General features: G+C 62.0%; 22 protein-coding genes. 13 read left to right on the forward strand and 9 right to left on the reverse strand.

Annotated features, from left to right (window positions below; genetic code table 11):
• Positions 1–28 precede the first annotated feature (28 nt).
• The 4 genes from AC1DVN_RS03310 to AC1DVN_RS03325 form a co-directional block, all read right to left on the reverse strand.
• Entirely contained in the window at positions 29–841 is an 813-nt protein-coding gene (locus AC1DVN_RS03310; protein ID WP_007727336.1) for an ATP-binding cassette domain-containing protein, read from the reverse strand.
• A gap of 3 nt (positions 842–844) precedes the next feature.
• Positions 845–1903, reverse strand: a complete 1059-nt coding sequence (locus AC1DVN_RS03315) for an ABC transporter permease (RefSeq protein ID WP_003940759.1) — start codon at positions 1901–1903, stop codon at positions 845–847.
• A gap of 63 nt (positions 1904–1966) precedes the next feature.
• A complete protein-coding gene (locus AC1DVN_RS03320) occupies positions 1967–2968 on the reverse strand; it encodes a substrate-binding domain-containing protein (RefSeq protein WP_007727338.1) in 1002 nt (333 codons plus the stop codon).
• A gap of 160 nt (positions 2969–3128) precedes the next feature.
• A complete protein-coding gene (locus AC1DVN_RS03325; RefSeq protein ID WP_182262722.1) occupies positions 3129–4130 on the reverse strand; it encodes a LacI family DNA-binding transcriptional regulator in 1002 nt (333 codons plus the stop codon).
• A 116-nt stretch (positions 4131–4246) separates the two neighbouring features.
• Between AC1DVN_RS03325 and AC1DVN_RS03330 the strand changes: the two genes are divergently transcribed.
• Positions 4247–5272 carry a Gfo/Idh/MocA family oxidoreductase gene (locus tag AC1DVN_RS03330; protein ID WP_019747685.1) on the forward strand — a complete coding sequence of 342 codons (1026 nt, stop codon included), beginning with the start codon at positions 4247–4249 and terminating at the stop codon, positions 5270–5272.
• Positions 5269–6045: a TIM barrel protein gene (locus AC1DVN_RS03335; protein WP_081098366.1), complete on the forward strand. Its 777-nt coding sequence runs from the start codon at positions 5269–5271 to the stop codon at positions 6043–6045. Before AC1DVN_RS03330 ends, AC1DVN_RS03335 begins: the two co-directional genes overlap by 4 nt.
• On the opposite strand, the gene AC1DVN_RS03340 is transcribed toward AC1DVN_RS03335, so the two are convergent.
• On the reverse strand, positions 6042–7082 hold the full coding sequence (locus tag AC1DVN_RS03340) for a Gfo/Idh/MocA family protein (RefSeq protein WP_134998750.1): 1041 nt from the start codon (positions 7080–7082) through the stop codon (positions 6042–6044). The genes AC1DVN_RS03335 and AC1DVN_RS03340 overlap by 4 nt on opposite strands.
• Before the next feature lie 80 nt (positions 7083–7162).
• On the opposite strand from AC1DVN_RS03340, the gene AC1DVN_RS03345 reads away from it, so the two are divergent.
• The 4 genes from AC1DVN_RS03345 (at position 7163) to AC1DVN_RS03360 (ending at position 10526) form a co-directional block, all read left to right on the forward strand.
• A complete protein-coding gene (locus AC1DVN_RS03345; protein ID WP_134998749.1) occupies positions 7163–8158 on the forward strand; it encodes a Gfo/Idh/MocA family oxidoreductase in 996 nt (331 codons plus the stop codon).
• A 95-nt stretch (positions 8159–8253) separates the two neighbouring features.
• Positions 8254–9438, forward strand: a complete 1185-nt coding sequence (locus tag AC1DVN_RS03350) for a phytanoyl-CoA dioxygenase family protein (RefSeq protein ID WP_477993432.1) — start codon at positions 8254–8256, stop codon at positions 9436–9438.
• 61 nt (positions 9439–9499) lie between these two features.
• Positions 9500–9817 carry a hypothetical protein gene (locus tag AC1DVN_RS03355; protein WP_037119347.1) on the forward strand — a complete coding sequence of 106 codons (318 nt, stop codon included), beginning with the start codon at positions 9500–9502 and terminating at the stop codon, positions 9815–9817.
• Between the two features lie 229 nt (positions 9818–10046).
• The gene (locus AC1DVN_RS03360; protein WP_235867779.1) at positions 10047–10526 is read left to right on the forward strand and encodes a peptide deformylase; all 480 of its coding nucleotides are present in this window, start codon (positions 10047–10049) and stop codon (positions 10524–10526) included.
• A 35-nt stretch (positions 10527–10561) separates the two neighbouring features.
• On the opposite strand, the gene iri is transcribed toward AC1DVN_RS03360, so the two are convergent.
• The 4 genes from iri to AC1DVN_RS03380 all read right to left on the reverse strand — a co-directional run bounded on the left by iri (position 10562) and on the right by AC1DVN_RS03380 (position 15519).
• Positions 10562–11989: a rifampin monooxygenase Iri gene (iri, locus tag AC1DVN_RS03365; protein WP_172933432.1), complete on the reverse strand. Its 1428-nt coding sequence runs from the start codon at positions 11987–11989 to the stop codon at positions 10562–10564.
• A 121-nt stretch (positions 11990–12110) separates the two neighbouring features.
• A complete protein-coding gene (locus tag AC1DVN_RS03370; protein WP_134998747.1) occupies positions 12111–13496 on the reverse strand; it encodes an MFS transporter in 1386 nt (461 codons plus the stop codon).
• Positions 13497–13526: 30 nt separating this feature from the next.
• Positions 13527–14675 (reverse strand): Gfo/Idh/MocA family protein, encoded by a 1149-nt coding sequence (locus AC1DVN_RS03375; protein WP_134998746.1) that lies wholly within the window; start codon positions 14673–14675, stop codon positions 13527–13529.
• A 106-nt stretch (positions 14676–14781) separates the two neighbouring features.
• Entirely contained in the window at positions 14782–15519 is a 738-nt protein-coding gene (locus AC1DVN_RS03380) for a GntR family transcriptional regulator (RefSeq protein WP_003941006.1), read from the reverse strand.
• 199 nt (positions 15520–15718) lie between these two features.
• Between AC1DVN_RS03380 and iolC the strand changes: the two genes are divergently transcribed.
• From iolC to AC1DVN_RS03415, 7 genes are read left to right on the forward strand one after another with little or no spacing between them, the layout of a single operon-like run.
• Positions 15719–16723 (forward strand): 5-dehydro-2-deoxygluconokinase, encoded by a 1005-nt coding sequence (gene iolC, locus AC1DVN_RS03385; RefSeq protein ID WP_020969140.1) that lies wholly within the window; start codon positions 15719–15721, stop codon positions 16721–16723.
• Entirely contained in the window at positions 16716–17615 is a 900-nt protein-coding gene (locus AC1DVN_RS03390) for a Cgl0159 family (beta/alpha)8-fold protein (protein ID WP_133728409.1), read from the forward strand. Before iolC ends, AC1DVN_RS03390 begins: the two co-directional genes overlap by 8 nt.
• Positions 17616–17636: 21 nt before the next feature.
• Positions 17637–18509, forward strand: a complete 873-nt coding sequence (gene iolB / locus AC1DVN_RS03395) for a 5-deoxy-glucuronate isomerase (protein WP_134998745.1) — start codon at positions 17637–17639, stop codon at positions 18507–18509.
• A gap of 14 nt (positions 18510–18523) precedes the next feature.
• Positions 18524–20479: a 3D-(3,5/4)-trihydroxycyclohexane-1,2-dione acylhydrolase (decyclizing) gene (gene iolD, locus AC1DVN_RS03400; protein ID WP_408989315.1), complete on the forward strand. Its 1956-nt coding sequence runs from the start codon at positions 18524–18526 to the stop codon at positions 20477–20479.
• A gap of 52 nt (positions 20480–20531) precedes the next feature.
• On the forward strand, positions 20532–21437 hold the full coding sequence (locus AC1DVN_RS03405; RefSeq protein ID WP_283384841.1) for a sugar phosphate isomerase/epimerase family protein: 906 nt from the start codon (positions 20532–20534) through the stop codon (positions 21435–21437).
• A 26-nt stretch (positions 21438–21463) separates the two neighbouring features.
• Complete coding sequence (locus AC1DVN_RS03410) at positions 21464–22504, forward strand: Gfo/Idh/MocA family protein (protein WP_019747669.1); 1041 nt, start codon at positions 21464–21466, stop codon at positions 22502–22504.
• Positions 22505–22506: 2 nt separating this feature from the next.
• A complete protein-coding gene (locus AC1DVN_RS03415; protein WP_070796145.1) occupies positions 22507–23391 on the forward strand; it encodes a sugar phosphate isomerase/epimerase family protein in 885 nt (294 codons plus the stop codon).
• Position 23392 lies beyond the last annotated feature (1 nt).

The raw sequence follows: 23392 nt of genomic DNA on the forward strand, positions 1-23392 counted from the left end.
ACCGAGGCTGTAGTCGCGAGGTTTTGATCTAACGGCGAAGCTCGTGGGTCAGTGTCTCGAGCTCGTCACCGCCCGCCATCTCCTTGGTCAGTTCTTCGAGTGAGATGTCGTCGTACTTGGCGTCGAGCTTCTGCCTGCCTCGGTTGAGGAGCACGAAGTGATCGCCGACCATGTACGCGTGGTGCGGATTGTGCGTGATGAAGATGACGCCGAATCCCTGTTCCTTGGCAGCGGTGATGTAGCGCAACACCATTCCCGACTGCTTGACGCCGAGCGCTGCTGTCGGCTCGTCGAGAATCAGCACGCGGGCACCGAAGAAGATGGCGCGGGCGATGGCAACACACTGACGCTGACCGCCGGAGAGACTACCAATCGGTGCGTCGACGTCAGGCAGTTCGATGCCCATCTTCGACAGTTCCGAAAGAGTCGTCGCGCGCATGGCGTTGGCGTCGAGCGACTTGATCAGACCACCCTTGCGCAGTTCCTGCCCGAGGAAGAAGTTGCGCCACACCGGCATCAACGCAACAACGGCGAGGTCCTGATAGACCGTGGCGATGCCTTTGCCAAGCGCTTCTTTAGGCGAGTGGAACGTTGTCGGTTCGCCGTCGACGAGTAGTTCACCTTCGCTCTGCTGGTGCAGACCGGCGATGATCTTGATCAGCGTGGACTTGCCTGCACCGTTGTCACCGAGCACACCGGTCACTTCACCCGCACCGACGCGCAGGTTGATTCCCTTGAGCGCGATGATGTTTCCGTATTGCTTACCGACGTCCTTGAGCTCGATCAGTGGCACGTTGCCGCCCGAGTTCGAGAGAGCGGGAACTTCAGCTGTGGTACTCATGTGTCACCTTTTCGCAGCGTAGTTGCGGAATGCGTTGTTGGCGATGACCGCGAACAGCAGCATGGCGCCGAGGAAGAACTTGAACCAGTCCGGGTTCCAGCCTGCGTAGACGATGCCCTGGTTGGTCATACCGAAGATGAATGCGCCGATCGCAGCGCCGATCGCGGTTCCGTAACCACCGGTGAGCAAACAACCGCCGATGACTGCGGCGATGATGTACAGGAACTCGTTACCGACACCCTGACCGGACTGAACGGTATTGAACGAGAACAGCAGATGCATGCCCACGAACCAGGCAGCAAAGCCGACGGTCATGAACAAACCGATCTTGACTGCGGTCACCGGCACACCGATCGCGCGGGCACTGTCCTGATTGCCGCCGACCGCGAAGATCCAGTTGCCGATCTTGGTCTTGAACAAAACAAATGTTGCAATCGCGGTGAACAGCAGCCACCACACGACCGTGATCTTGACGGACACCCCGAAGACCGAGAACGACGACGCGAATACCTTTTTCGCGGAATCGAATCCGGCCATGTCGGAGACGCTGGGTGTGGCAACCTGACCACTCACGAGCTTGGTGACGGCCAGGTTGATTCCGGTCAACATCAGGAACGAGCTCAGGGTGATGAGGAAGCTGGGAATCTTCGTCTTCATGACGAGGTAGCCGTTGAAGAATCCGACCGCGAGCGAAACGACCAGCGCCAGAATCGCACCCACCCACAGATTGAGGTGCAGGTTGTAGGCGATCATCGACGCGGCGAGCGAGGACGTGGTGACTGCGACGCCGGCGGAAAGGTCGAATTCGCCGCCGATCATGAGCAGGGCGACCGCACAAGCCATGATGCCGATCGTGGAGCTGGAGTAGAGCACTGTCGCAAGCGCTTCCGGCGTACGGAACGGTGCCGCGACGATACAGAAGAAGATGAAGATGGCGATGGCGCCGACAAGTGAACCCATCTCCGGGCGGAGCAGTAGGCGCTGAATGCGCTTTTGCTCCTTCACCCGTTCATCGGTCACGACTTTGTGGGCGGCAAGGTCGAGATCTGCCTGAGTGGACATGATTTCCCTTCCGTGCTGGACAGGCGCACGGAGGGCGGACTCTCAGCCCTCCGTGCGCCTGGATCAGCGAGTTCCGTTCTTGGCGTACTCGGCGACCGAGTCGATGTTGGTGTTGTCGATGAACGCGGGTCCGGTCAGGGTCGGCAAGCCGCCACCGATCACGTTGCCGTTGTTGAGGTAGAGCCACAGCGAATCGATAGCGAGGTAGCCCTGCAGGAAGGGTTGCTGGTCCACTGCCCACTGCACGTCACCGGATTTGATGGCGTCGACGAGCGCCGCGTTGGTGTCGAAAGTGACGACCTTCGCCTTGCTGCCCGCATTGCCGACCGACGTCACGGACGTCAAAGCAAATGGAGCACCGAGTGCGAGAACTCGATCGATTGCCGGGTCCTGTTGAAGTTTCGCGGTGATGGTCGATTCCACCGACGGCATGTCCTTGCCGTTGACGTTGAGAATCTCCGTCGTTCCCTTGAACGACTTCTTCACTCCGGCACAACGTGATTCGAGGCTCACGTTGCCCTGCTCCTGAATGACGCACAACACCTTGGTGGCACCTTCGGTGTTGAGTCGCTCGCCGGCAGCTTCACCGGCAATCGACTCGTCCTGACCGAAGTACTCCTTGACACCCATGTCCTTCCAGGTTTCGAGGCCCGAGTTGAGGGCGACCACCGGAATGCCCGCAGCGGTGGCACTTTGGACCGCGGCAACCATGGCGTCGGGCTTCGCGAGGGTCACGGCAATCCCGTCGACCTTGCTGTCGATCGCACTCTGAACCAAGTTGGCCTGATTCGGCGCCTCGGGATCGGCGGAGTACCGAAGCTCGATGTTGTCCTTGGCCGCTGCGGTTTCGGCTCCCTTGCGCACCAGATCCCAGAACGTGTCACCGGGAACTTCGTGAGTGATCATCGCAATGGTGGCGCGGGGCGTGTCCGCCGTACCCGCGCCCATTCCGGATCCGGAAGAATCCGGCTTTCCGCCGGTGCTTGAACAGGCGGCCAGACCCAAGACCACGACTGAGGCTCCGGCCAGTACGGCAACGCTCTTGCGTCCCGTGAGAAACGACATGTGAACTCCCTCTCGACATCAACCAACGGCCCGCGAACGGATGGTGCTCGGTTGTATGTGAAAGATGTAATACCCGTCACAGTCGAATGTCAATAGTTTGTTCTGACATTAGGACTGCTTATCAAAGACCGAACAAACTGGTTGAAGTCGAAACTGCAGGTCAATGCCCTGCGGGTCCAGCTGAACCTCGAACCACCAGTTGTGGCTGCGCGACAATGTCCTTGCCCAATGGCCCACTTCCGCCGTCGAGGCGTTCGGAGATCCGCTCCACCGCGGCGCCGCCCAGAAACGCCGTGTCCTGCCCGACACTGGTCAGATCGATGTGCGCCAAACCTGCCAATGCACTGTTGTCGAATCCGATCACGGAAACGTCGCCAGGCACTGAGATCCCGGCACGCAGGAAGACGTCGAGAACTCCGAGCGCGCAGCGATCGTTGAAAGCGAAGACCGCCCCGGGTAACCCACCCTCGACCATCGACCTGGCGGCAGCTGCGCCGAACTCCTCCGTGAGACCGCCAGGAAGAATTCTCGGCTCCAGACCTGCCGCTCGCATGGCCTTGCGGTAGCCCTGACACCGTTCCTGGGCGCCCGGGCCTCGCCCGCCGTCGACGTGGGCGATCGAGCGGTGCCCGAGTTCGACAAGGTGATTCACGGCCATCACCGCGCCCGCCTCGTCATCTGTTCGGACAACATCCACGTGCACTGACGACATCTTCCGCGCGATTACGACAACGGGAACCTTGTCGGCCAGGTCGACGATCTCTGCTTCCGGCGCCTGTGAACCCAACAGCAAGATCGCCTCACACCGGTCGTCGAGCAGGGTCCGCGTTGCACGAGAATCCGGCCGTCGCTCCGAGACCGCACTGAGGACGACGTCGTAGCGCGACCGTTCGGCGGCCACATAGATTTCGTCTAGCAGCTCCGCGTGAAATGTTTGCGCCGCAACGTAACTGACACCGATCAGGCGGCTGCGATGTTGGCGCAGCAGTCGCGCCGCGTTGTCGGGTCGATAGCCGAGTTCGTCCGCGGCCGCCTTGACCCGTACCCGCGTCGCATCGCTGGCACCTGGGACATCACGAATGACGATGGACACCAGAGCGCGTGACACACCGGCCAGGTCTGCTACGTCTTGCAAGGTGGGGCGTCGACTGTTCACCTCCACAGACTAGATCGTTCCAGCGAATAAGCACCGAAGCATTGACGCGCGCCGCATCCGGCGCTTTACTGGCATGGACTAGAACGATCTAGTTCCTCATTCTCACTCCGAACGGAGCCCCCATGTCTGCCTCTGTTGCAGTCGGTCTCATTGGCGCCGGATGGATCGGCCGCTTCCACGGCGAGTCCGTCGCGCTGCGTATCCCCGGCACCCGTCTCGTCGCCGTCGCCGATCCTGCGCCCGGCGCTGCGGCGTCGTTGATCGAACGTGTCAGTCCCGACGCCCGCGCGTACACCGACGCCCTTGAGCTGATTGCCGATCCGACCGTCGAAGCGGTGCTCATCAGTACGCCCGCATCAACTCACACCGATCTCGTGGTGGCCGCAGCGGAGGCCGGCAAACATGTCTTTTGCGAAAAGCCGATGGCCTTGACACTCGAGGACGCCGATCGCGCGATCGGCGCGTGTGCCGCGAACAACGTTGCGCTGCAAGTCGGTTTCAACCGGCGCTTCGCCGCCGACTTCACCGCGGCCCACGACGTGATCACCGCCGGCGGGATCGGAACCCCACAGCTACTTCGTTCTCTGACCCGCGACCCAGGAATCACCGCCGACGTCGCCTCCCGAGTCAAGCCGTGGACGATCTTCAACGAGACACTGATTCACGACTTCGACGCTCTGCTCTGGCTCAACCCCGGGGCACGCGTCGTCGAGGTGTTCGCGCAGGCCGATGCTCTCATCCATCCGCAGTACAAGGAGCAGGGGTACCTCGACACGTCGATGGTTCAGTTGCGCTTCGACAACGGCGCCCTCGCGTCGGCCGAGGCCAACTTCCAAGCCACCTACGGTTACGACGTTCGCGGCGAAGTTTTCGGTTCCGGTGGAATGGTGAGTGCAGGCGAGGTCACGCGGACCGCGATGCGTCATTACAGCTCACCGGGCGTTCTGGCCGACACACCTCGGGTGAACATCGAACTGTTTCACGACGCCTATGTCGCCCAGTTGGCGCACTTCGCAGACTGCATCCGCTCCGGCAGCGCGCCGTCGGTCGACGGTCTGGATGCCCGCAATGCGCTGGAAATTGCATTGGCCGCAAAGGAATCCGTGGAAACCGGACTGCCCGTATCATTGCTGGCGGTGCCGCAGTGAGCCCCTTCGATTTGGCGGTCTCTGCCGAGATGACGTTCACCGAACTCCCTGTCGTCGAGCGTGTTCGGCGGATCTCGGAGGCGGGGTTCGCAGCTGAGATCTGGAGTTGGCAAGACAAGGACCTCGATGCTCTGGTCGCCACCGGAGCTCGGTTCTCCTCGATGACCGGCTATCTCCACGGCGATTTGTTCGACGAAGCCGGCAGCGCCGAACTGGTACGCACAGCGGCGCTATGCCTCGCTCCGGCAGCGAAACTCGGCGTTCCCCGGCTGAACTTCCATACCGGCGAGCTGATCGACGGACAGGCTGCGCGCCCGCAGTATCGAACTACGGGAGCGATGTGGCTGACCGCCCAACGCGCTCTCGAGAAGATCGCGAGACTGGGCGAAGAAGCCGGAGTCGTCTTCTGCCTCGAGAATCTCAATACGATCGTCGATCACCCCGGCGTACCGATGGCCCGCGCCAAAGACACTCTGGCACTGGTGGAATCCGTCTCACACCCCAACCTCAAGATGATGCTCGACCTCTACCACGCACAGATCGGCGAAGGAAACCTCATCGAACTCGTGCGGCGTTGTGGTGACAACATCGGCGAGATTCAGGTGGCCGACGTACCCGGCCGATGCGAACCCGGAACCGGCGAGATCAACTACCCCGCCATCGCACGCGTGCTCGCCGACCAGGGTTACACCGGCACGATCGGTTTGGAGGGCTGGGCATCCGGAGACAGTGACACCGCACTCACTGCTTTCCGGAAGGCCTTTACGCTCTAGCCCTCACCCGGGAACGTGATCCCCACGTGACGGCGGATCTCGTCGAGGATGTCGAGCGTCGCAATGGCCGCGTCGAGCGGATGGACCGGCGACTCGATATCCCCGGCGGTGATCCGCCGCGCCGCCTCGGCCGCCTCGAATGCGAGACCTCCGACGTATCCGTCGACCGGATCGTCGTAGCGCGCAGATCTTCCGTCACCTAGCCGAACAGTGAAGGCCCCGGGCCGGTAGAACGTCGAGTCCAGAACGATCATCCCCTTGTCGCCGCAGATCGAGGCCGTGTTGGGCGTGTCAGCAAGGATCGTGGTGTTCAGACTGGCCTGAGCAATGCCTGCCCAGGACAGAACCGCTGAGATCTGGCCGTTCACCATGTCATTCGCCGGCTCGCCCAGGGCAGCAACCGCAGTAGGAACACCCAATACCCGATACGCGAGACTGACCGGATAGGTCCCGAGGTCGAGAAGTGGACCACCCGCAAGCGCTGGATCGTAGATACGATGATCGGTCTCGAACCGTTCGCCGTGATCGGCCAGAACCGTGCGTATGGTTCCCAGCAGTCCAGCCTCGAGGATCTGGTCGATCACGTCGAACTTGGGCAGGAACGACGTCCACATCGCCTCCATGCAAAACAGTCCGAGCGCAGCCGCCCGCTCCTGAATCGCCCGTCCCTGCGCTCCGTTCAAAGCCAGCGGCTTTTCGATCACGACATGCTTGCCGTGATCCAATGCCGCCATCGCGCAATCGAAATGAGCAGTGTGCGGTGTTGCGACATAGACGACGTCCACATCCTCGGAGGCAAGCAAAGCGTCGTAGCTACCGTGAGCGCGTCGGATCCCCCAATTGTCCGCGAAGGCCTGAGCGCGGGTGAGTCCGCGCGAAGCGACGGCCGTGACTTCCTGCGCTGTATTTCTCTGGAGTGACTCCACGAAGCGCTGTGCGATCCAGCCAGGCCCGAGGATCCCCCAGCGCAAAGTCGGAGCGTCGACCGGATCAGGGACCCGGGTGCGAGGGAGTTCCAGAACTGTAGAAGATGTCATGCCTCGAACTGTAGAGTCGAACCTCGAATTATGTAAGGACATTAGGTTGTCCATTTCAATCCTCTGGAAGTAGGAACCTCATGTCGATTCGTGTCGGTGTGATCGGAACCGGCGTCATGGGCGCCGACCACGTCCGCAATCTCCACTCCACGGTCTCCGGGGCAAGGGTCTCTGTGGTTGCAGACCTCGATCAAGAGCGAGCAAAGTCCGTAGCATCAGCAGTCGGCGCACGGTGGGTGACCGATCCGTTGAAACTGATCAACGACGCCGGTGTGGACGCCGTAGTCATCGCTTCCCATGATTCAACGCATGCCGACCTCACGCTTGCTGCTGTCGAAGCCGGAAAACCGGTTCTGTGTGAAAAGCCCCTCGCAGTGACAGCAGAGGACTGCCGACTCGTCGCTGCGGCCGAGAACCCCGAAAGCCCCCTTGTGAGCGTCGGATTCATGCGCCGCTTCGATCCGGGATACGTGGCGCTGAAGGCCGAAACACATTCCGGCCGTATCGGTGACCCACTGATCGTGCACTGCTCGAGTCGCACTGTCAGCGCCTACCCGGGTGGCAGCTCGGAATCCACGGTGACCAACTCCGCGATTCACGAACTCGACATCGTGCCGTGGATCTTGAACTCCCCCGTCGTCGCAGCCAGCTGGCACTGCGGGCGCTCGAGTTCGCTGGTGAACGATCGCCAGGATCCGCAGATAATCATGCTGCGCACCGCCGACGGCGTTCTCACCACGGTCGAGGTCTTTCTCAACGCGCGGTACGGCTACGACACTCGGTGCGAGGTCGTGGGCGAAATCGGCGCCGCTCGTCTCGCCGAACCGGTGGTCATCCACACCGACGCGGATCGATCCCACTCGTACGGCTATGCGGCGGATTGGATTCCGCGTTTTGCCGAGTCGTATCGGCGCCAATTTCAAGAGTGGATCGACGCATTGAGCACCGGAAGACCGTCGACCTTGGCCACAGCCGCGGACGGCCTGCGGGCAAATCTCGTGGCAGCTGCCGTGATCAAGTCGATGCACTCCGCGGGGACAACTGTCTCGGTCGAGCCCGTGGGGGAAAGTTTCTGAGGTCTTTTTGATGGATTTCAGGGGTAGTTTCGATGGGTTCTCCTTGGCAGTCTTTGAGGTACAGCGCATCTTGAACACCGCAGGAAAGGCCCCGAATGACTCCATCACTGACCAACCACACCGTGCCGTCCGCAGGTAGGTTGCACCGAGAAGACTGCAACATCGACGACTTCGCCGCTTTGGTCGCGCACGACACCGACCTTGCCGATTACCCGTACGCCGATTCAGTGGCCGACGGGGTTCTTCTGTACCGCTCCGAAGCATTGGTAGAGCAATCGTCGAATCCTGAAACCCGGGCCGAGATCCAAGACGAGATCGCCCGGGCGTTACTCACCGGCCCCGGCATCACAGTCTTTCAAGGCGCGTTCGACGCGGAGATACTGGATCGCGCCAGCGCGGTCTTCCGTGAACTCATTGCACGCCAACACGAATCCGGTGCAGCGTCCGGAGATCACTTCGCCAAACCTGGTGCCAATGACCGAATCTGGGGCGCACAACTGAAGTTGGCGCTCGAAGATCCCAAGGCTTACGTCGACTACTTCGCAAACAGCATTGTCGCTTTGGCTTCGGAAGCGTGGCTCGGCCCCATGTATCAGGTGACGTCGGACGTCAACGTCGTCAATCCCGGTGGCGCCGCACAGAATCCACATCGCGACTACCACCTCGGTTTCATGTCGAGCGACGTAGCCGCGAAGTTTCGGGCGCATGTTCACCACTTGACCCCTGCCCTCACCTTGCAAGGTGCAGTCGCCCACGTGGATATGCCGGCCGAGACGGGCCCGACCAAGTATCTGCCGTACTCGCAGCAATTCGAATCCGGATACCTCGCGTTCGAGCGTCCCGAGTTCAAGGAGTTCTTCGAAGCCAACTACGTCCAATTACCTTTGAAGAAGGGAGATGCCGTCTTCTTCAACCCAGCCCTGTTCCACGCGGCAGGCCACAACAAGTCCGCCGACGTCCTGCGTATGGCAAATCTCCTACAGGTGTCGTCGGCCTTCGGTCGAGCCCTCGGAACCATCGACCGGGAGGCACTCGTCAACGCGATCTATCCGGCACTGCTCGCTCTCAGCGAGGCGGGGTCCGACGAGGCAGTTCGGTGTGCCGTCGCCGCCTCGGCCGAGGGCTACGCCTTCCCGACCAATCTGGACCGAGACCAACCGATCGACGGCCTCGCGCCTCAGACGCAGGCCGAACTCGTGACGGAGGCGGTTCGCGAGCGGATCTCACCTGGTCGACTGGCCGATCTACTGAAGGCACAGTCCGAGAGACGAATGAGCTGAGGGACGGCAGCACTGAAGAGACTTGGGCCGCTTAATGCCGATCGGTCGGTACGCTCGAAGTATGGGGTGGGACTTGTTAGTGCTGTTCGCCATGATCGGCCCGTTGGCGACGTTCGGGTGGGCGGCTGTTCGGGCGAAGCGCCGCGGACTCGGTGGCTCGTTCGTGGGGCCGTTTCAGGAAATGTTCGATCCTGGTGCGGCGCGAGCACAGACGGTCATCGAACAGATCGCGGAACTGCCGGATCCTGCGGACTCCGGCGACCCGGACAACGATGACGATGTGCCGTACACAGTCACCTATGAGGGTGTTCGGCTCCACATCAATCCCGGTAGGGCTCGACAGCGTGGAGGCGAAGGGACCGCCAAGCACGCTGACTGAAAGTTGCACCAGATCCAATGTTCAGACAGCGGTCCGCGCGACGAGGGAGAGTAAACCGGCGCTGCACGGCGGTGAGGAGCGTAGCGGGCGAACGCGAACACTCTCGTTGCGTTGGGCAGGAGCAGAGCGGAACATGAACCTCATGCCTGTCTCCGAACTTCTCCGCCTAGGTACCGCGCAACCGATAATTCGCTGGGGCACCCCTGTCCTTCATGCGCCAGCTCGGCCAGTGACTGAATTCGGCAGCGATCTCCAAGATCTGCTGGCAGACATGTTCGCTACCAACACCGCCGCACACGGCGCAGGACTCGCTGCTCAACAGATCGGCGTCGACCTCGCAGTGTTCATCTACGACTGCACCGACGAGGTAGGGACGCAACGCACCGGCGTCGTCTGCAATCCGGTCGTTGACCTTCCTGAAGGAGTCGACCGGCAGCTAGTCGACTACTGCGAAGGCTGTCTGTCCCTACCCGGTGCCTACACAGACCTCGCGCGACCCGACTTCTCCACCTGTCGCGGAAACGATCAATACGGCAACCCGATCGAAATCACTGCAGGTGGCACCCTCGGGCGCTGCTTCCAACACGAGACCGACCACATCAACGGCATTGTCTTCGGCGACCGACTTCCAACGCGCAAACGCAAACAGCTCTATCGCGACCACGACGAAGTATCGGATCAATACACAGCCCATTGGCCGGCGTGTTAAGCGGCCAGTCGGCTTAGAGGTGGAACCAGATAGCCCTACGCCGTTGGCCGACCAAACCACTTAGACAGCTGAGTATCCAACTCCGCCTGTGTATCCCCGACCCATGCCACATGACCGTCTGGCCGAAGCAGGACGGCCGGAGCTTCCAATTCAGTGCTTGTGTCGACGATATGGTCGGCGCGATCGCTCCAACCGTCGACGGACAGTTGGCCACCCTGGTCGAGCAGAAGTCCGCGGCCGGATCGCATCAGGTCGTACAGGTTGCCGCGCGTCAACGCGATGTTCCGCAGCCGCCGACCGAGTAGGTCGTCGCCTTCGCCGAAATCGTAGCGAATCGAGATCGCAGTGATCTTCTCGGTCAGATAGCGCTTGACGTCTTCGAATTCCATCAGCTCGGAGATCAAGCGCCGCACCGCTTGTGGTCCGGCAGCGGTGGAGATCAACTCGGCCTGGGCGCGCGTGTTGTCCAGCACGTCGGCAGCCACCGGACGCCGTTCCGATTCGTACGTGTCGAGCAGGCCCTCCGGTGCCCAGCCGTTGATCTCGGCGGCGAGCTTCCAGCCGAGGTTGAAGGCGTCCTGCACACCGAGATTGAGACCTTGACCGCCCATCGGTGGGTGGATGTGTGCGGCGTCGCCGGCGAGAAACACCCGGTCGCGCCGGTAGTGCTCCGCCAGACGAGTGGCGTCGCCGAAGCGCGAGAGCCACCGCGGCGAGTGCACACCGAAGTCAGTACCGGCAATGGCCAGTAGCTGTTGTTTGATGTCGTCGAGGGTGGTCGGTGTTGCGCGGCCGTCGGCAACTTCTGCCGCAGGAACCACGACACGAAAAGCACCATTGCCGGCGGGACCGACTCCGAATCGTTTGTGCGTTTCCCGGATTTCGGCGACAACGGCGGCCAGTTCATCAGCGGGCATGGTCACGTCCATTTCGCCGATCAACGTGTCGGCGCTCGACGGCTCGCCGGGAAACCCGACGTCGATCAGCTTCCGAACAGTGCTGCGGCCGCCGTCGCAGCCCACGAGGTAACGCGCGTGAAGTGTTGTGCCGTCGGACAATTCCGCTGTGACGTTGTCGGTATCTTGACGGATCGCGACGACGCGCTTCCCTCGCTGAATGTCCGCGCCGACTTCGGTGGCATGTTCGGCAAGAATCCTGTCGATCTCGGGCTGAGGTATTCCCAGTACGTACCCGTGCGCAGTATCGAGGTGCGCGGGTGCCGGTTTGCTGATCCCCGCGAAGAATCCACCGAGCGGATACTTGCGGCCGTGCGCGAGGAACTTGTCCAGCAACCCGCGCTGCTCCATGATTTCGATGCTGCGCACATGGATGCCGAGGGCACGGACGAACTGAGTCGGCTCCTCGTCCTTGTCCACGACGACGACATCGACGCCCTGTAGCCGGAGCTCACCTGCCAGCATCAATCCAGTTGGTCCAGCACCGACAATGATGACGTCACTCATGCGATCCCCTCCTTCGGGCAAGGCTTTTGCTTGCTCGCAGCAGACGAGTGTGCACCATCACCGGGGCCTTGCCGCAAGCCCCGGGTCCCGCGTTATGATGAAGGTGGCGGAAGACGCTTCATTATCGGCGCACCAACACCACAGCACCCGTATCGCGTGGGAGCCGCCAACTCTCGATCACCGTCGGCACCAGCATGGCCCCGAGAACACCCAGCGTCAGAGAAAACGGCACTCCGCCGCTCAGATCCTCCGACTCCGCCAACGGTGTGCAGAGCGTGATCACCAACGCGGACAGTGCAATACCCAGACCGGATGCCAACTCTTGCAGCGTTGCATGCAGAGTATTTGCATCGGTCAGCTCACCCGAGTCGACGTCGGCGAACGCCAAGCTGTTGTACGCGGTGAACCCGATGGATCGCAACGCGCCACTGACAAACAGTGCGACAGCGATAACGACGTCCGGTGTCGTCGACGAGATCAGTACCAGCGCACCGAAGCACACCACGGACAGAACTCCGTTTCCCACCAGAACTCGTCTGATCCCGAATCTGCGCATGAGCGGAGTGGTGAGCGGTTTGATCGCGATATTCCCCGCGAACAGAGCCATCACCAGCAGACCGGCCTTGAACGCCGACATTCCGAATCCCACTTGGAACAACAACGGCAGCACAAACGGCACGCCCATGATCACGAGCCGGTACAGCGAGCCGCTCGACGCGACGAGCCGAAACGATCGAAGTCGGAGGACGCGGAGCGCGATGAGCGGGTGATCCGACCGGATGAGGTGAATGACGGCCAAGCTCAACAAGATCAGAGCCGCAATGATCCCGAGGCCCACTCGTAGCCAGTCGGTTCCGGCACTGTGCACGCTGTCGAGCGCCACGACAAGCACTGCCACGCCTGCTCCGATCACCACCAATCCCAGCCAGTCGAGGCTCCGTTTCTGTGTTTGCCGAATGTCGGGCACCATGCGCAATGCCAGCAGAAACCCGACGATCCCGATCGGAACGTTGATCAGAAAGATCCAGCGCCACGAAGCGATCGACACGATGGCTCCACCCACAGCGGGCGCAAGAACCGGCGCTGTGAGCGCCGGCCACGTCAAGTAAGCGATAGCCCGTACGAGTTCCGCCTTCGACGTCACCCGCAATACTGCGAGCCGCCCTACCGGCACCATCATGGCGCCGCCTACCCCTTGTAGTGCGCGCATCCCCACCAGCATCGGGAGGGAGGTGCTCAGTGCACATCCCACCGACGCCGCCGTGAAAACGGCTATGGCAGAGATGAAGACACGTCGCGTTCCGAACCTGTCGGCCATCCATCCGCTCGCCGGGATCAGGACGGCCAACACCAGGAGGTACGAAGAAACGGCGACATTGACGTCGACGGCGTCAACTCCGAAGGATTGGGCGATCGACGGCAGTGCGGTTGCGAGAATCGTCGCGTCGAGCATCTCCATGAACAGTGCTGCTGCCACGAGCAACGCCAGTCCGCGGGGAAATGTCACTGCACCAGAGCCTTTCGGAGCGATTCTCGATCAGCCGAGAGAAATCCAGCCACCGGAGGAGACCGAGGCAACCATCGCGTCCAGAGCCTGCGCCGACGCGACAGCATCAGCGATGGTCGCGCCCTGCGGCGCTCCGTCCAAGATCGAAGAGACGAAATTGCGAGCCTCGATGACCTTCAGGTCGTCATAACCCATGGCGTTGGCCGCGCCGGGTTGGAAGCGTCCGAACTCACCTGACTCGGGGCCGACCAAAACCGTCGTGACGGATTGGTCCTGGTACTTCGAGCCGAGGCTGGTGCCCAGTTCACCCATCCGGCGGTAATCCCAGAACACGGCACCCTTCGTACCGTGAATCTCGAATCCGTAGTTGTTCTGCTCTCCCACGGCGACTCGGCACGCTTCGAGGGTGCAGCGGCCGCCCGAGCCGAGCCGCAGCAGTGCGCTGACGAAGTCTTCGTTCTCGACAGCTCCCATCTCCCCGCCGCTGGCTCGGGCATGTCCACTGGTAGCGGCGGACGGACGCGCACGCTCCGGGATGAAGATCGCAGTATCAGCAACGAGAGCGTCGACGTCACCGAGAAGATGACGAATCAGATCGATGCCGTGCGAAGCCAAGTCGCCCAGGACGCCGGCGCCGCCGCGCTCACGCTCGTATCGCCAACTCAAAGCGCCTTCAGGGTGGGCCGCATAGTCGCTGAGGAAACGAAAACGCGAGTGCGTGATCGTGCCCAACTCCCCTGAGTCGATCAGGCTTTTTGCCAGGGCCACAGCCGGCGCGTTTCGGTAGTTGAAGCCGACGGTCGACTGCACACCGGCCTTCGAGACTGCTGCGGCAACAGCTTTGGCGTCTTCCGTGGACAACCCGACGGGCTTCTCGATCCAGATGTGTTTGCCGGCCTCTGCCATTGCGACGCCGATTTCACGGTGCAAGAAGTTCGGGGCCGTGATGCTCACCGCGTCGATGGCCGGATCGGCTGCGATATCGCGCCAGTCCTGGGTGAAAGCTTCGAAACCGAATTGGTCCGCCGCTTCCTCCCCTCGGCCCGGCACCTCGTCGGCGACGGCGGCCAGGCGGATCACGGGAAGCTGGGGATAGTGCTGCCGCAGACGCAGATACGCCTGCGTGTGTACGCGGCCCATCCATCCGAATCCGGCAACTGCTACTGAAATGCCTGTCATGAGGCTCCGTTCGGGTCAAATGATCGAAGGATCGCAGAAATGCTGGGATCACAAATCACCCCCACTGACTCGGTCAGGCGGGTACTCGTGTCACCGGGATCGAGATCTAGCGGTCGACCACGGTGGTGTCGAAGTAGTAACGCGACGCTCGGTAGCAGTGGCTGCCGTACTCGACGGCACTACCTGAATCGTCAAATGCAGTGCGGCTCATGGTCAAGAGGGCAGCACCCACTTTCTCGTCGAGCAATCCTGCTTCTTCGCGAGTCGCCGCCCGAGCGCCGATTCGCTGCCGCGCCACACGGATGTGAACGCCGCGAGTTCGCAAGGTTTGGTACAGCCCTTGCGTCTCCAACTCCTCGGGATCGGGTGCGATGTCCACCGGAATGTAGTTGGTCATCACTGCCAGCGGTTCGCCGTTGGTGCTTCGCAGACGCCTGATGGTGGCCACTTCGGCGTCAGGTTCGAGGTTGAGTTCCGCGGCAACGTCCTCGGCGGGAACTCCCACCGTGAACTCGAGCAGCTTGGTCGTGGGCGCCTGGCCGGCCCTCGCAAGGTCGTCGAACAGGCTGGTGAGCTCGACCGGGCGGTGCACCGGACTTTGCACCACCTGAGTTCCGACTCCCCGCTTACGAACAAGTAGGCCCTTGTCCACCAGTTCCTGGATCGCACGTCGAGTTGTCGGACGTGAGAGATTGAGCCGTTTGGCCAACGCCAGTTCGTTCTCGAAGCGATCACCTGGGGCAAGTTCGCCACCGAGAATAGCGCCCTCGATTGCCTGGGCCAGCTGAAAATACAGCGGCACCGGGCTCGAGCGGTCCAACTCGACGGCGAGTGCTGCGACCACGGTCAACTCCGATCTGTCTTGGGAAGGCGCCGTATCGACGCTACTTCTCTCGGCAGTGTATGCGAACACTAACATTCACTTGACCGCAAGTCATAATGTCCAGACAAACTATTGACAATTGCTGTGTCGCGGCGCACAGTTTCAGTCATACAACGGTGCCCTGCGCGGGCAGCCCACCACGAACTCTCGGGAGTCAGTCTTGACAAGCATCAACACTCACCAGAGCGGGTCACACATCCCTGACGCACCATTCGACGTGCTTGCCATCGGCCGATCGGGGGTGGACATCTACCCACTTCAAACCGGTGTCGGACTCGAAGACGTCGAGACCTTCGGCAAGTTTCTCGGCGGCAGCGCGGCAAACGTCTCGGTGGCGGCTGCACGCCTCGGCCGGCGAGCAGCACTGATCTCCGGCGTAGGCAGCGATCCCTTCGGAAAGTTCGTCACACGCGAGTTGGCACGTCTGGGCGTCGACAACAGGTTTGTCGTCACCAATTCCGAGTACCCGACACCGGTGACGTTCTGCGAGATCTTCCCCCCTGACGACTTCCCGCTGTACTTCTACCGCAAGCCGCATGCGCCCGATCTTCGGATCACCCCGGAAGATATCGACCTCGACGCCGTTCGAGGAGCGTCCCTCTACTGGTCGACTGTGACGGGACTGTCCGAAGAACCGAGTCGCAGTGCACACTTCGCTGCTTGGGAAGCCCGCGAACGACGCCCGCTGACGGTCCTCGATCTGGACTACCGCCCGATGTTCTGGTCGACACCCCAAGAAGCGACCACTCAGGTGCAGCGCGCTCTCGCGCACGTGACGGTAGCCGTCGGAAACCGCGAAGAGTGCGAGATCGCGGTCGGTGAGACCAACCCGAACAAGGCCGCTGACGCGCTTCTCGACCTCGGAGTCGAACTGGCGATCGTGAAGCAGGGCCCGAAGGGTGTTCTCGGCAAAACACGAAAGCAATCGATCACCGTGCCGCCCAATGCCGTCGACGTGGTCAACGGGCTGGGTGCTGGCGACAGCTTCGGCGGATCACTGTGCCACGGACTGTTGGCCGGGTGGCCACTGGAGAAGGTACTGCGCTATGCCAACGCGGCCGGTGCGATAGTCGCATCTCGGCTCGAATGCTCCACTGCGATGCCAACCGCTGAAGAAGTCCACGATCTCGCCGAAGCCACAGCCACGGAGGCAGTCAATGTCTGACAAGCTCGCCGCCCGCCCCCTCGCCACCACCTACGCCGACGTGACGGAACTGCGTGCGAGCGATCCGCAGATCATCGAAAAGTCCTGGGCAGCAAGAACTCCTCGCGCCACCGTTCGAGGCAACGGACGACTGATGATCGTCGCTGCCGATCATCCAGCGCGTGGGGCATTGTCTGTCGGCGGCAAGCCGACAGCGATGAACAGTCGTACCGATCTGCTCGACAGATTACGCACGGCGCTCGACAATCCCGGAGTCGACGGCGTTCTCGGTACCGCGGACATTCTCGACGATCTGCTCCTCCTCGGGGCCCTCGAGGACAAGGTCGTCTTCTCGTCGATGAACCGCGGCGGCCTGGCGGGCGCGAGCTTCGAACTCGACGACCGCATGACCGGATATACCGCGGCGGGCACCGCGAAGTTCGGAATGAACGGCGGAAAGATGCTGCTGCGCATCGCCCTCGACGACGCGGGCACCCTGCCCACCATGACGGCATGTGCCGAGGCCGTTGACGAACTGGCCGCGGCCGGACTGATCGCGATGCTCGAGCCGTTCCTCTCCAGTCGCGTCAACGGCAAGGTGGTCAACGATCTCAGCCCCGACGCCGTCATCAAGTCCATCCACATCTCCCAAGGTCTCGGCTCCACCTCGGCGTATACGTGGATGAAACTGCCGGTCGTCGACGAGATGGAACGCGTCATGGATGCGACCACCCTCCCGACGCTGCTCCTGGGCGGCGATCCGCAGATCGCGCCGGAAGAAACGTACGCGAAGTGGGGCGCTGCCCTTCAGCTGCCGTCCGTGCGCGGACTGATCGTCGGGCGCGCGCTGCTCTACCCACCGGACGGCGACGTGACCGCGGCCGTCGACACCGCAGTCAAGCTCGTCCACTAGAACCGACCTGGCAGGAGCAAGATGTTCAGCAAGTACTACGTCCCCGCCGGATCGTCCGCCGACGGTGATTTCACGACAGTGGTCACGCCGGAGTCCGCCGGGTGGGCCGAATCCAGCTTGTGGACACTCGAACTCGCCCCCGGCGCTAACGTCCACCTGCAGTCCGGCGAGAACGAGATAGTCGTCGTTCCACTGTCGGGTTCGGCCGTGATCGTTGCCGAGGGGACGGAGATCGCCCTGACCGGCCGCGCGTCGGTCTTCGACGGACCGAGCGACTTCGCCTACGTAGGAAAGGATTCCGACTACACAGTGGCCAGCGCAGGCGGAGGCCGCTTCGCCCTGTGCGGAGCGCGCGCCGGCGCAAAGCTCCCCCATCGCTACGGCCCGGTGTCGGGAGTTGCCGTCGAACTCCGCGGTGCCGGTAACTGCAGCCGACAGGTTCACAACTTCGCCACCGCAGACACTTTCGAGGCAGACTCCATCATCGCGTGTGAGGTCATCACCCCCGGCGGGAACTGGTCGTCGTATCCCAGCCACAAGCACGACGAGAACAGCGACGTCGAATCGGCCCTGGAAGAGATCTACTACTTCGAGATCGACCGCAGCCCCACCGGGACCGAAGGGTTCGGCTACCACCGCGTGTACGGAACCGCCGAGAGACCTATCGAGGTGCTCGAGGAAGTCCGCTCGGGCGACGTCGTCCTCGTGCCGCACGGCTATCACGGCCCGTCCATCGCAGCGCCGGGCCACCACATGTACTACCTCAATGTCATGGCAGGTTCGGGCGAGATCCGGGCGTGGAACATCTGTGACGATCCGCAACACACCTGGCTACGTGGAAGCTGGGATCACCAGGACATCGACCCTCGACTGCCGTTGCAGTCCCACAACTGACGGAAGTGAAAGCTGTGGCACCCACCAACAACGCAACCGGCAATCGTCTACCTCGCGACGAGCCGACCGTACACCTCACCGTTTCTCAAGCTGTCGTCCGCTTCCTCGCCAACCAGTACACCGAACGCGATGGCCAGCGCACCAAGCTGTTCGCCGGCTGCTTCGGAATCTTCGGGCACGGCAACGTCGCCGGACTGGGGCAGGCACTCTTGCAGGCCGAGATCCAGGATCTCGACGCCGGCCGTGAGCCGACACTCCCCTACGTGCTCGGCCGCAATGAACAGGCGATGGTGCACTCGGCTGTCGCGCACGCCCGCATGAAGGACCGCCTGCAGACGTGGGCAGTCTCGTCCAGCGTCGGCCCCGGTGCCACCAATATGATCACCGGCGCGGCGCTGGCCACCATCAACCGTCTACCTGTATTACTCCTTCCCGCAGACACTTTCGCGACCCGCGCCAGTGCCCCCGTCTTGCAGGAACTCGAACTCCCGTCGAGCGGCGACGTCACAGTCAACGACGCTTTCAAGCCGGTCTCACGATACTTCGATCGGGTATGGCGCCCGGAGCAGTTGCCGAGCGCTCTGCTCGCCGGGATGCGCGTTCTCACTGATCCCGTCGAGACCGGCGCAGTCACCATCGCCATCCCGCAGGACGTGCAGGCCGAGGCATTCGACTGGCCCGAGTCTTTCTTCGCCGAACGGGTGTGGCACGTGGCCCGCCCGCTCCCCGAGCGATCGGTGATCGAACGCGCCGCCGCGATCATCCGCTCGGCTCGCAAGCCACTGATCGTCGCCGGCGGCGGCGTGATCTACAGCCAGGCCACCGACTCTCTGGCAGCGTTCTGCGCGCAGACCGGAATCCCCGTGGGGCAGAGCCAGGCCGGCAAGGGTTCATTGGTCTACGACCATCCACAATCCGTCGGGGCGGTGGGGTCCACCGGCACTACGGCTGCAAACGCACTGGCCACCGAGGCGGACGTCGTCATCGGAATCGGCACGCGGTACAGCGATTTCACGAGCGCGTCCCGCACCGCATTCACCAATCCCGACGTTCGCTTCGTCAACATCAACGTCGCTTCACTGGACTCCGTGAAGCAGGGCGGAGTCAGTGTTGTCGCCGACGCACGTGAGGCACTCGACGCGCTGGCACTTGCACTGAACGACTACCGGGTGGACGACGAATACGCGTCCAGGATCGGTGAACTCGCCCGCAATTGGGATGCGATCGTCGAATCCGTCTACAACCCAGCCGAACCCGCGGCTGACGGCTCACTGAATCAGAATCAGGTCATCGGCCTGGTCAACACGTTGTCCGATGCACGTGACGTCGTGGTGTGCGCTGCCGGGTCCATGCCGGGTGACCTCCACAAGCTGTGGCGAACCCGTGATGCAAAGGGGTATCACGTCGAATACGGGTACTCGTGCATGGGATACGAAGTTGCCGGCGGTCTAGGCGTCCGCATGGCGTGCCCCGATCGCGACGTGTTCGTGATGGTCGGCGACGGTTCCTATCTGATGATGGCCACCGAATTGGTCACCGCCGTACAGGAACGCCTCAAGGTCATCGTCGTCCTGGTGCAGAATCACGGATTTGCTTCCATCGGTTCGCTGTCCGAGTCGCTGGGTTCCCAGCGCTTCGGCACGCAGTACCGCTACCGCTCGAATGACGGGCGTCTCGACGGAGGTGTTCTCCCGGTCGATCTGGCCGCGAACGCCGCCAGCCTCGGTGTCGACGTCATCCGCGCCAACACCGCCGCCGAGTTCGCCGACGCGATCAAAGTCGCCAAAGCAAGCGACACCAGCACGGTCATCCACGTCGAAACCGATCCGCTGATCGGCGCCCCGGACAGCGAATCCTGGTGGGACGTACCGGTATCAGCTACTTCCGAACTGGAATCGACCAAGAACGCCCGGACAACCTACGAGTCCTGGAAGAAGATCCAGCGACCGTATCTCCGTCCATCCGAATGAAAATTCCGCACAACCACGCCCCAAGAAGCTTGCCCTCGAAAGGAATCTAGACATGAGCGCGATTCGCGTCGGATCAGCCCCCGACTCCTGGGGTGTGTGGTTTCCGGACGACCCTCAGCAGACCCCGTACACGCGATTCCTCGACGAGGTGTCCGCGTCGGGATATGAATGGATCGAACTCGGTCCGTTCGGATACCTTCCGACCGATCCAGCCAAGCTGACTGACGAACTCGGAGCACGCGGCCTCAAGCTTTCGGCCGGTACCGTTTTCGAACACCTGCACCAGGACGATTCCTGGGATGCCGTCTGGAATCAGATCAAGGACGTCGCCAAGTTGACCGCAGCCGTCGGCGGCAAGCACGTAGTCGTCATCCCCGAGATGTGGCGCGATCCTTCCACCGGAGAAGTACTCGAAGATCGAAATCTGACTCCCGAGCAGTGGCGCAAGAAAACCGACGGCATGAACGCTCTCGGCAAGGCGATGCTCGAGGAGTACGGCGTCATGGCGCAGTACCACCCTCATGCCGACAGCCATGTCGACATCGAGGACAACGTCTACAAGTTCCTCGAAGGTACAGACGAGCGTTTCGTGAACCTGTGCCTCGATACCGGCCACATCAGCTACTGCGGCGGCGACAACCTGGCCATCATCAACAAGCATCCGGAGCGCATCGGGTACCTGCACCTCAAGCAGGTGGATCCGGCGATCGTCGCCAAGGTGGAGGCGGAGGACCTGCCGTTCGGCGAAGCCGTCAAACTCGGCGCGATGATCGAACCACCGCGTGGAATCCCGGACATGCCGCCGCTTCTGGAGGCCATCGAGACGCTCGGCATCGACGTGTTCGCGATCGTCGAGCAGGACATGTATCCCTGCCATCCCGACACACCGATGCCCATCGCACAGCGCACTCAGAAATACCTGTCCACCTGTGGCGTCCCCGCCGTCCGTTTCAGCTGAGCAACACAATCGAGGAGTACCACCGCATGTCTGACAACCAGGATCTTCGGATCGCAGTGCTCGGCGTCGGCATCATGGGGGCCGATCACGTCGACCGCATCACCAACAAAATCGGCGGTGCCCGAGTCACCGTCGTCAACGACTACTCTCTTGCCCGCGCCGAGGAAATCGCAGCATTGACGCCGGGGTCACGCGTCGTCGTCGATCCGTTCGATGCCATCGCAGCCGAGGACGTCGACGCCGTTGTGCTCGCAACCCCGGGCCCGACCCATGAGAAGCAGGTACTTGCCTGCCTCGAAGCAGGCAAGCCGGTTCTCTGCGAGAAGCCGCTGACCACCGACGCGGACAGTTCGCTGGCGATCGTCAAAGCCGAAGCAGCGCTGGGAAAGAAACTGATCCAGGTCGGTTTCATGCGCCGGTTCGACCACGAATACACCCAGCTCAAGGATTTGATCGACAGCGGCGATCTCGGTCGCCCTCTCGTTGTGCACTGCGCGCACCGCAATCCTGCGGTTCCGAACGGCTTCGACAGCGCGATGATCGTCAAGGACTCGCTCGTCCACGAGGTCGACGTGACGCGATTCCTGCTCGACGAAGAGATCACCTCGGTGCAGATAATTCGGCCGTCTGCGAATTCGCTTGCTCCCGAGGGCATTCAAGACCCACAGATCGCGATATTCGAGACCGAGTCCGGTAGACACGTCGACGCCGAGGTGTTTGTCACCACCGGAGTTGCCTACGAGGTGCGCACCGAAGTTGTCGGCGAACTCGGAAGCGCGATGATCGGACTCGACGTGGGACTGATCCGAAAGACCAAGCCCGGAAACTGGGGTGGGCAGATCACCCCAGGATTCCGCGAACGCTTCGGGCAGGCATACGACACCGAGTTCGCCCGGTGGATCAAGGCAGTGAAGACGGGCGCCGGCACCGGCAACTACATCGACGGACCTGGTGCCTGGGACGGGTACGCCGCGGCCGCTGTCTGCGCCGCTGGCGTGAAGTCTCTGGAGACGGGTCAACGCGTCGTCGTGGACATGGTTGCGCGCGACTCTGTGGCCGGAGCGTAGCGATGAAGGTCGCTCTCGATCCCACACCGTTCCATCACGATTACTCGCTGCTGGAGCTTCCCCGAGTTGTTGCCGATCTCGGGTACGAGTACCTGCAGCTCACACCGCACGTCGACATGATCCCGTTCTTCAATCACCCGAAAGCCGACGACGCGCTCGTCACCGAGTTCCGGAAGGCCTGCGCGAGTGCGGGAGTCGGCATCGCGTCGGTGCTCCCGGTCCTTCGGTGGTCCGGCCCGGACGAGGACGCTCGCGAAGCAGCAGTGCGTTACTGGAAGCGGGCCATCCAGATCACGGTCGATCTCGGTGTCAACGTCATGAACACCGAATTCTCCGGCCGCCCCGAGAAAGCCGAAGAGTCCGAGCGTGCGTTCTATCGTTCGATGGAGGAACTGCTTCCGATCATCGAACGCGAGGGGATCGACGTCCTGATCGACCCGCACCCGGACGATTTTGTCGAAGACGGACTTGCCGCGATCCGCACGATCCGTGGCGTGAACTCCAAGAACCTCGGCATGGTGATCGTGGCGTGCCACCAATTCCACATGGGTGGGGACCTTCCCGCCATCATGGAGGCCGCCGGCGACATGGTCCGTCTCGTACATGTGGCAGACACCATGGATCATCACCGTTCCCACGGACTTCGCTACATCACCAATCCGCCAGGCAATGCCGTTCGAGTGCATCAACACCTCAAAATCGGGGACGGAGACGTCAACTGGGACGAATTCTTCGGCGGCCTCGGCAAACTCGGCTTCTACGATCGTGACAACACCGTGATGGTGTCGAGCGTCTTCGCCGAGAACGAAAACGCACACGAGGTTTCCCGGTACCAGCGCGAGACGATGAACGACTATGTCGCCAAGTACACCTCCCCGAACTCCTGAG

It is taken from the genome of Rhodococcus sp. P4_E4 (assembly GCF_056401575.1).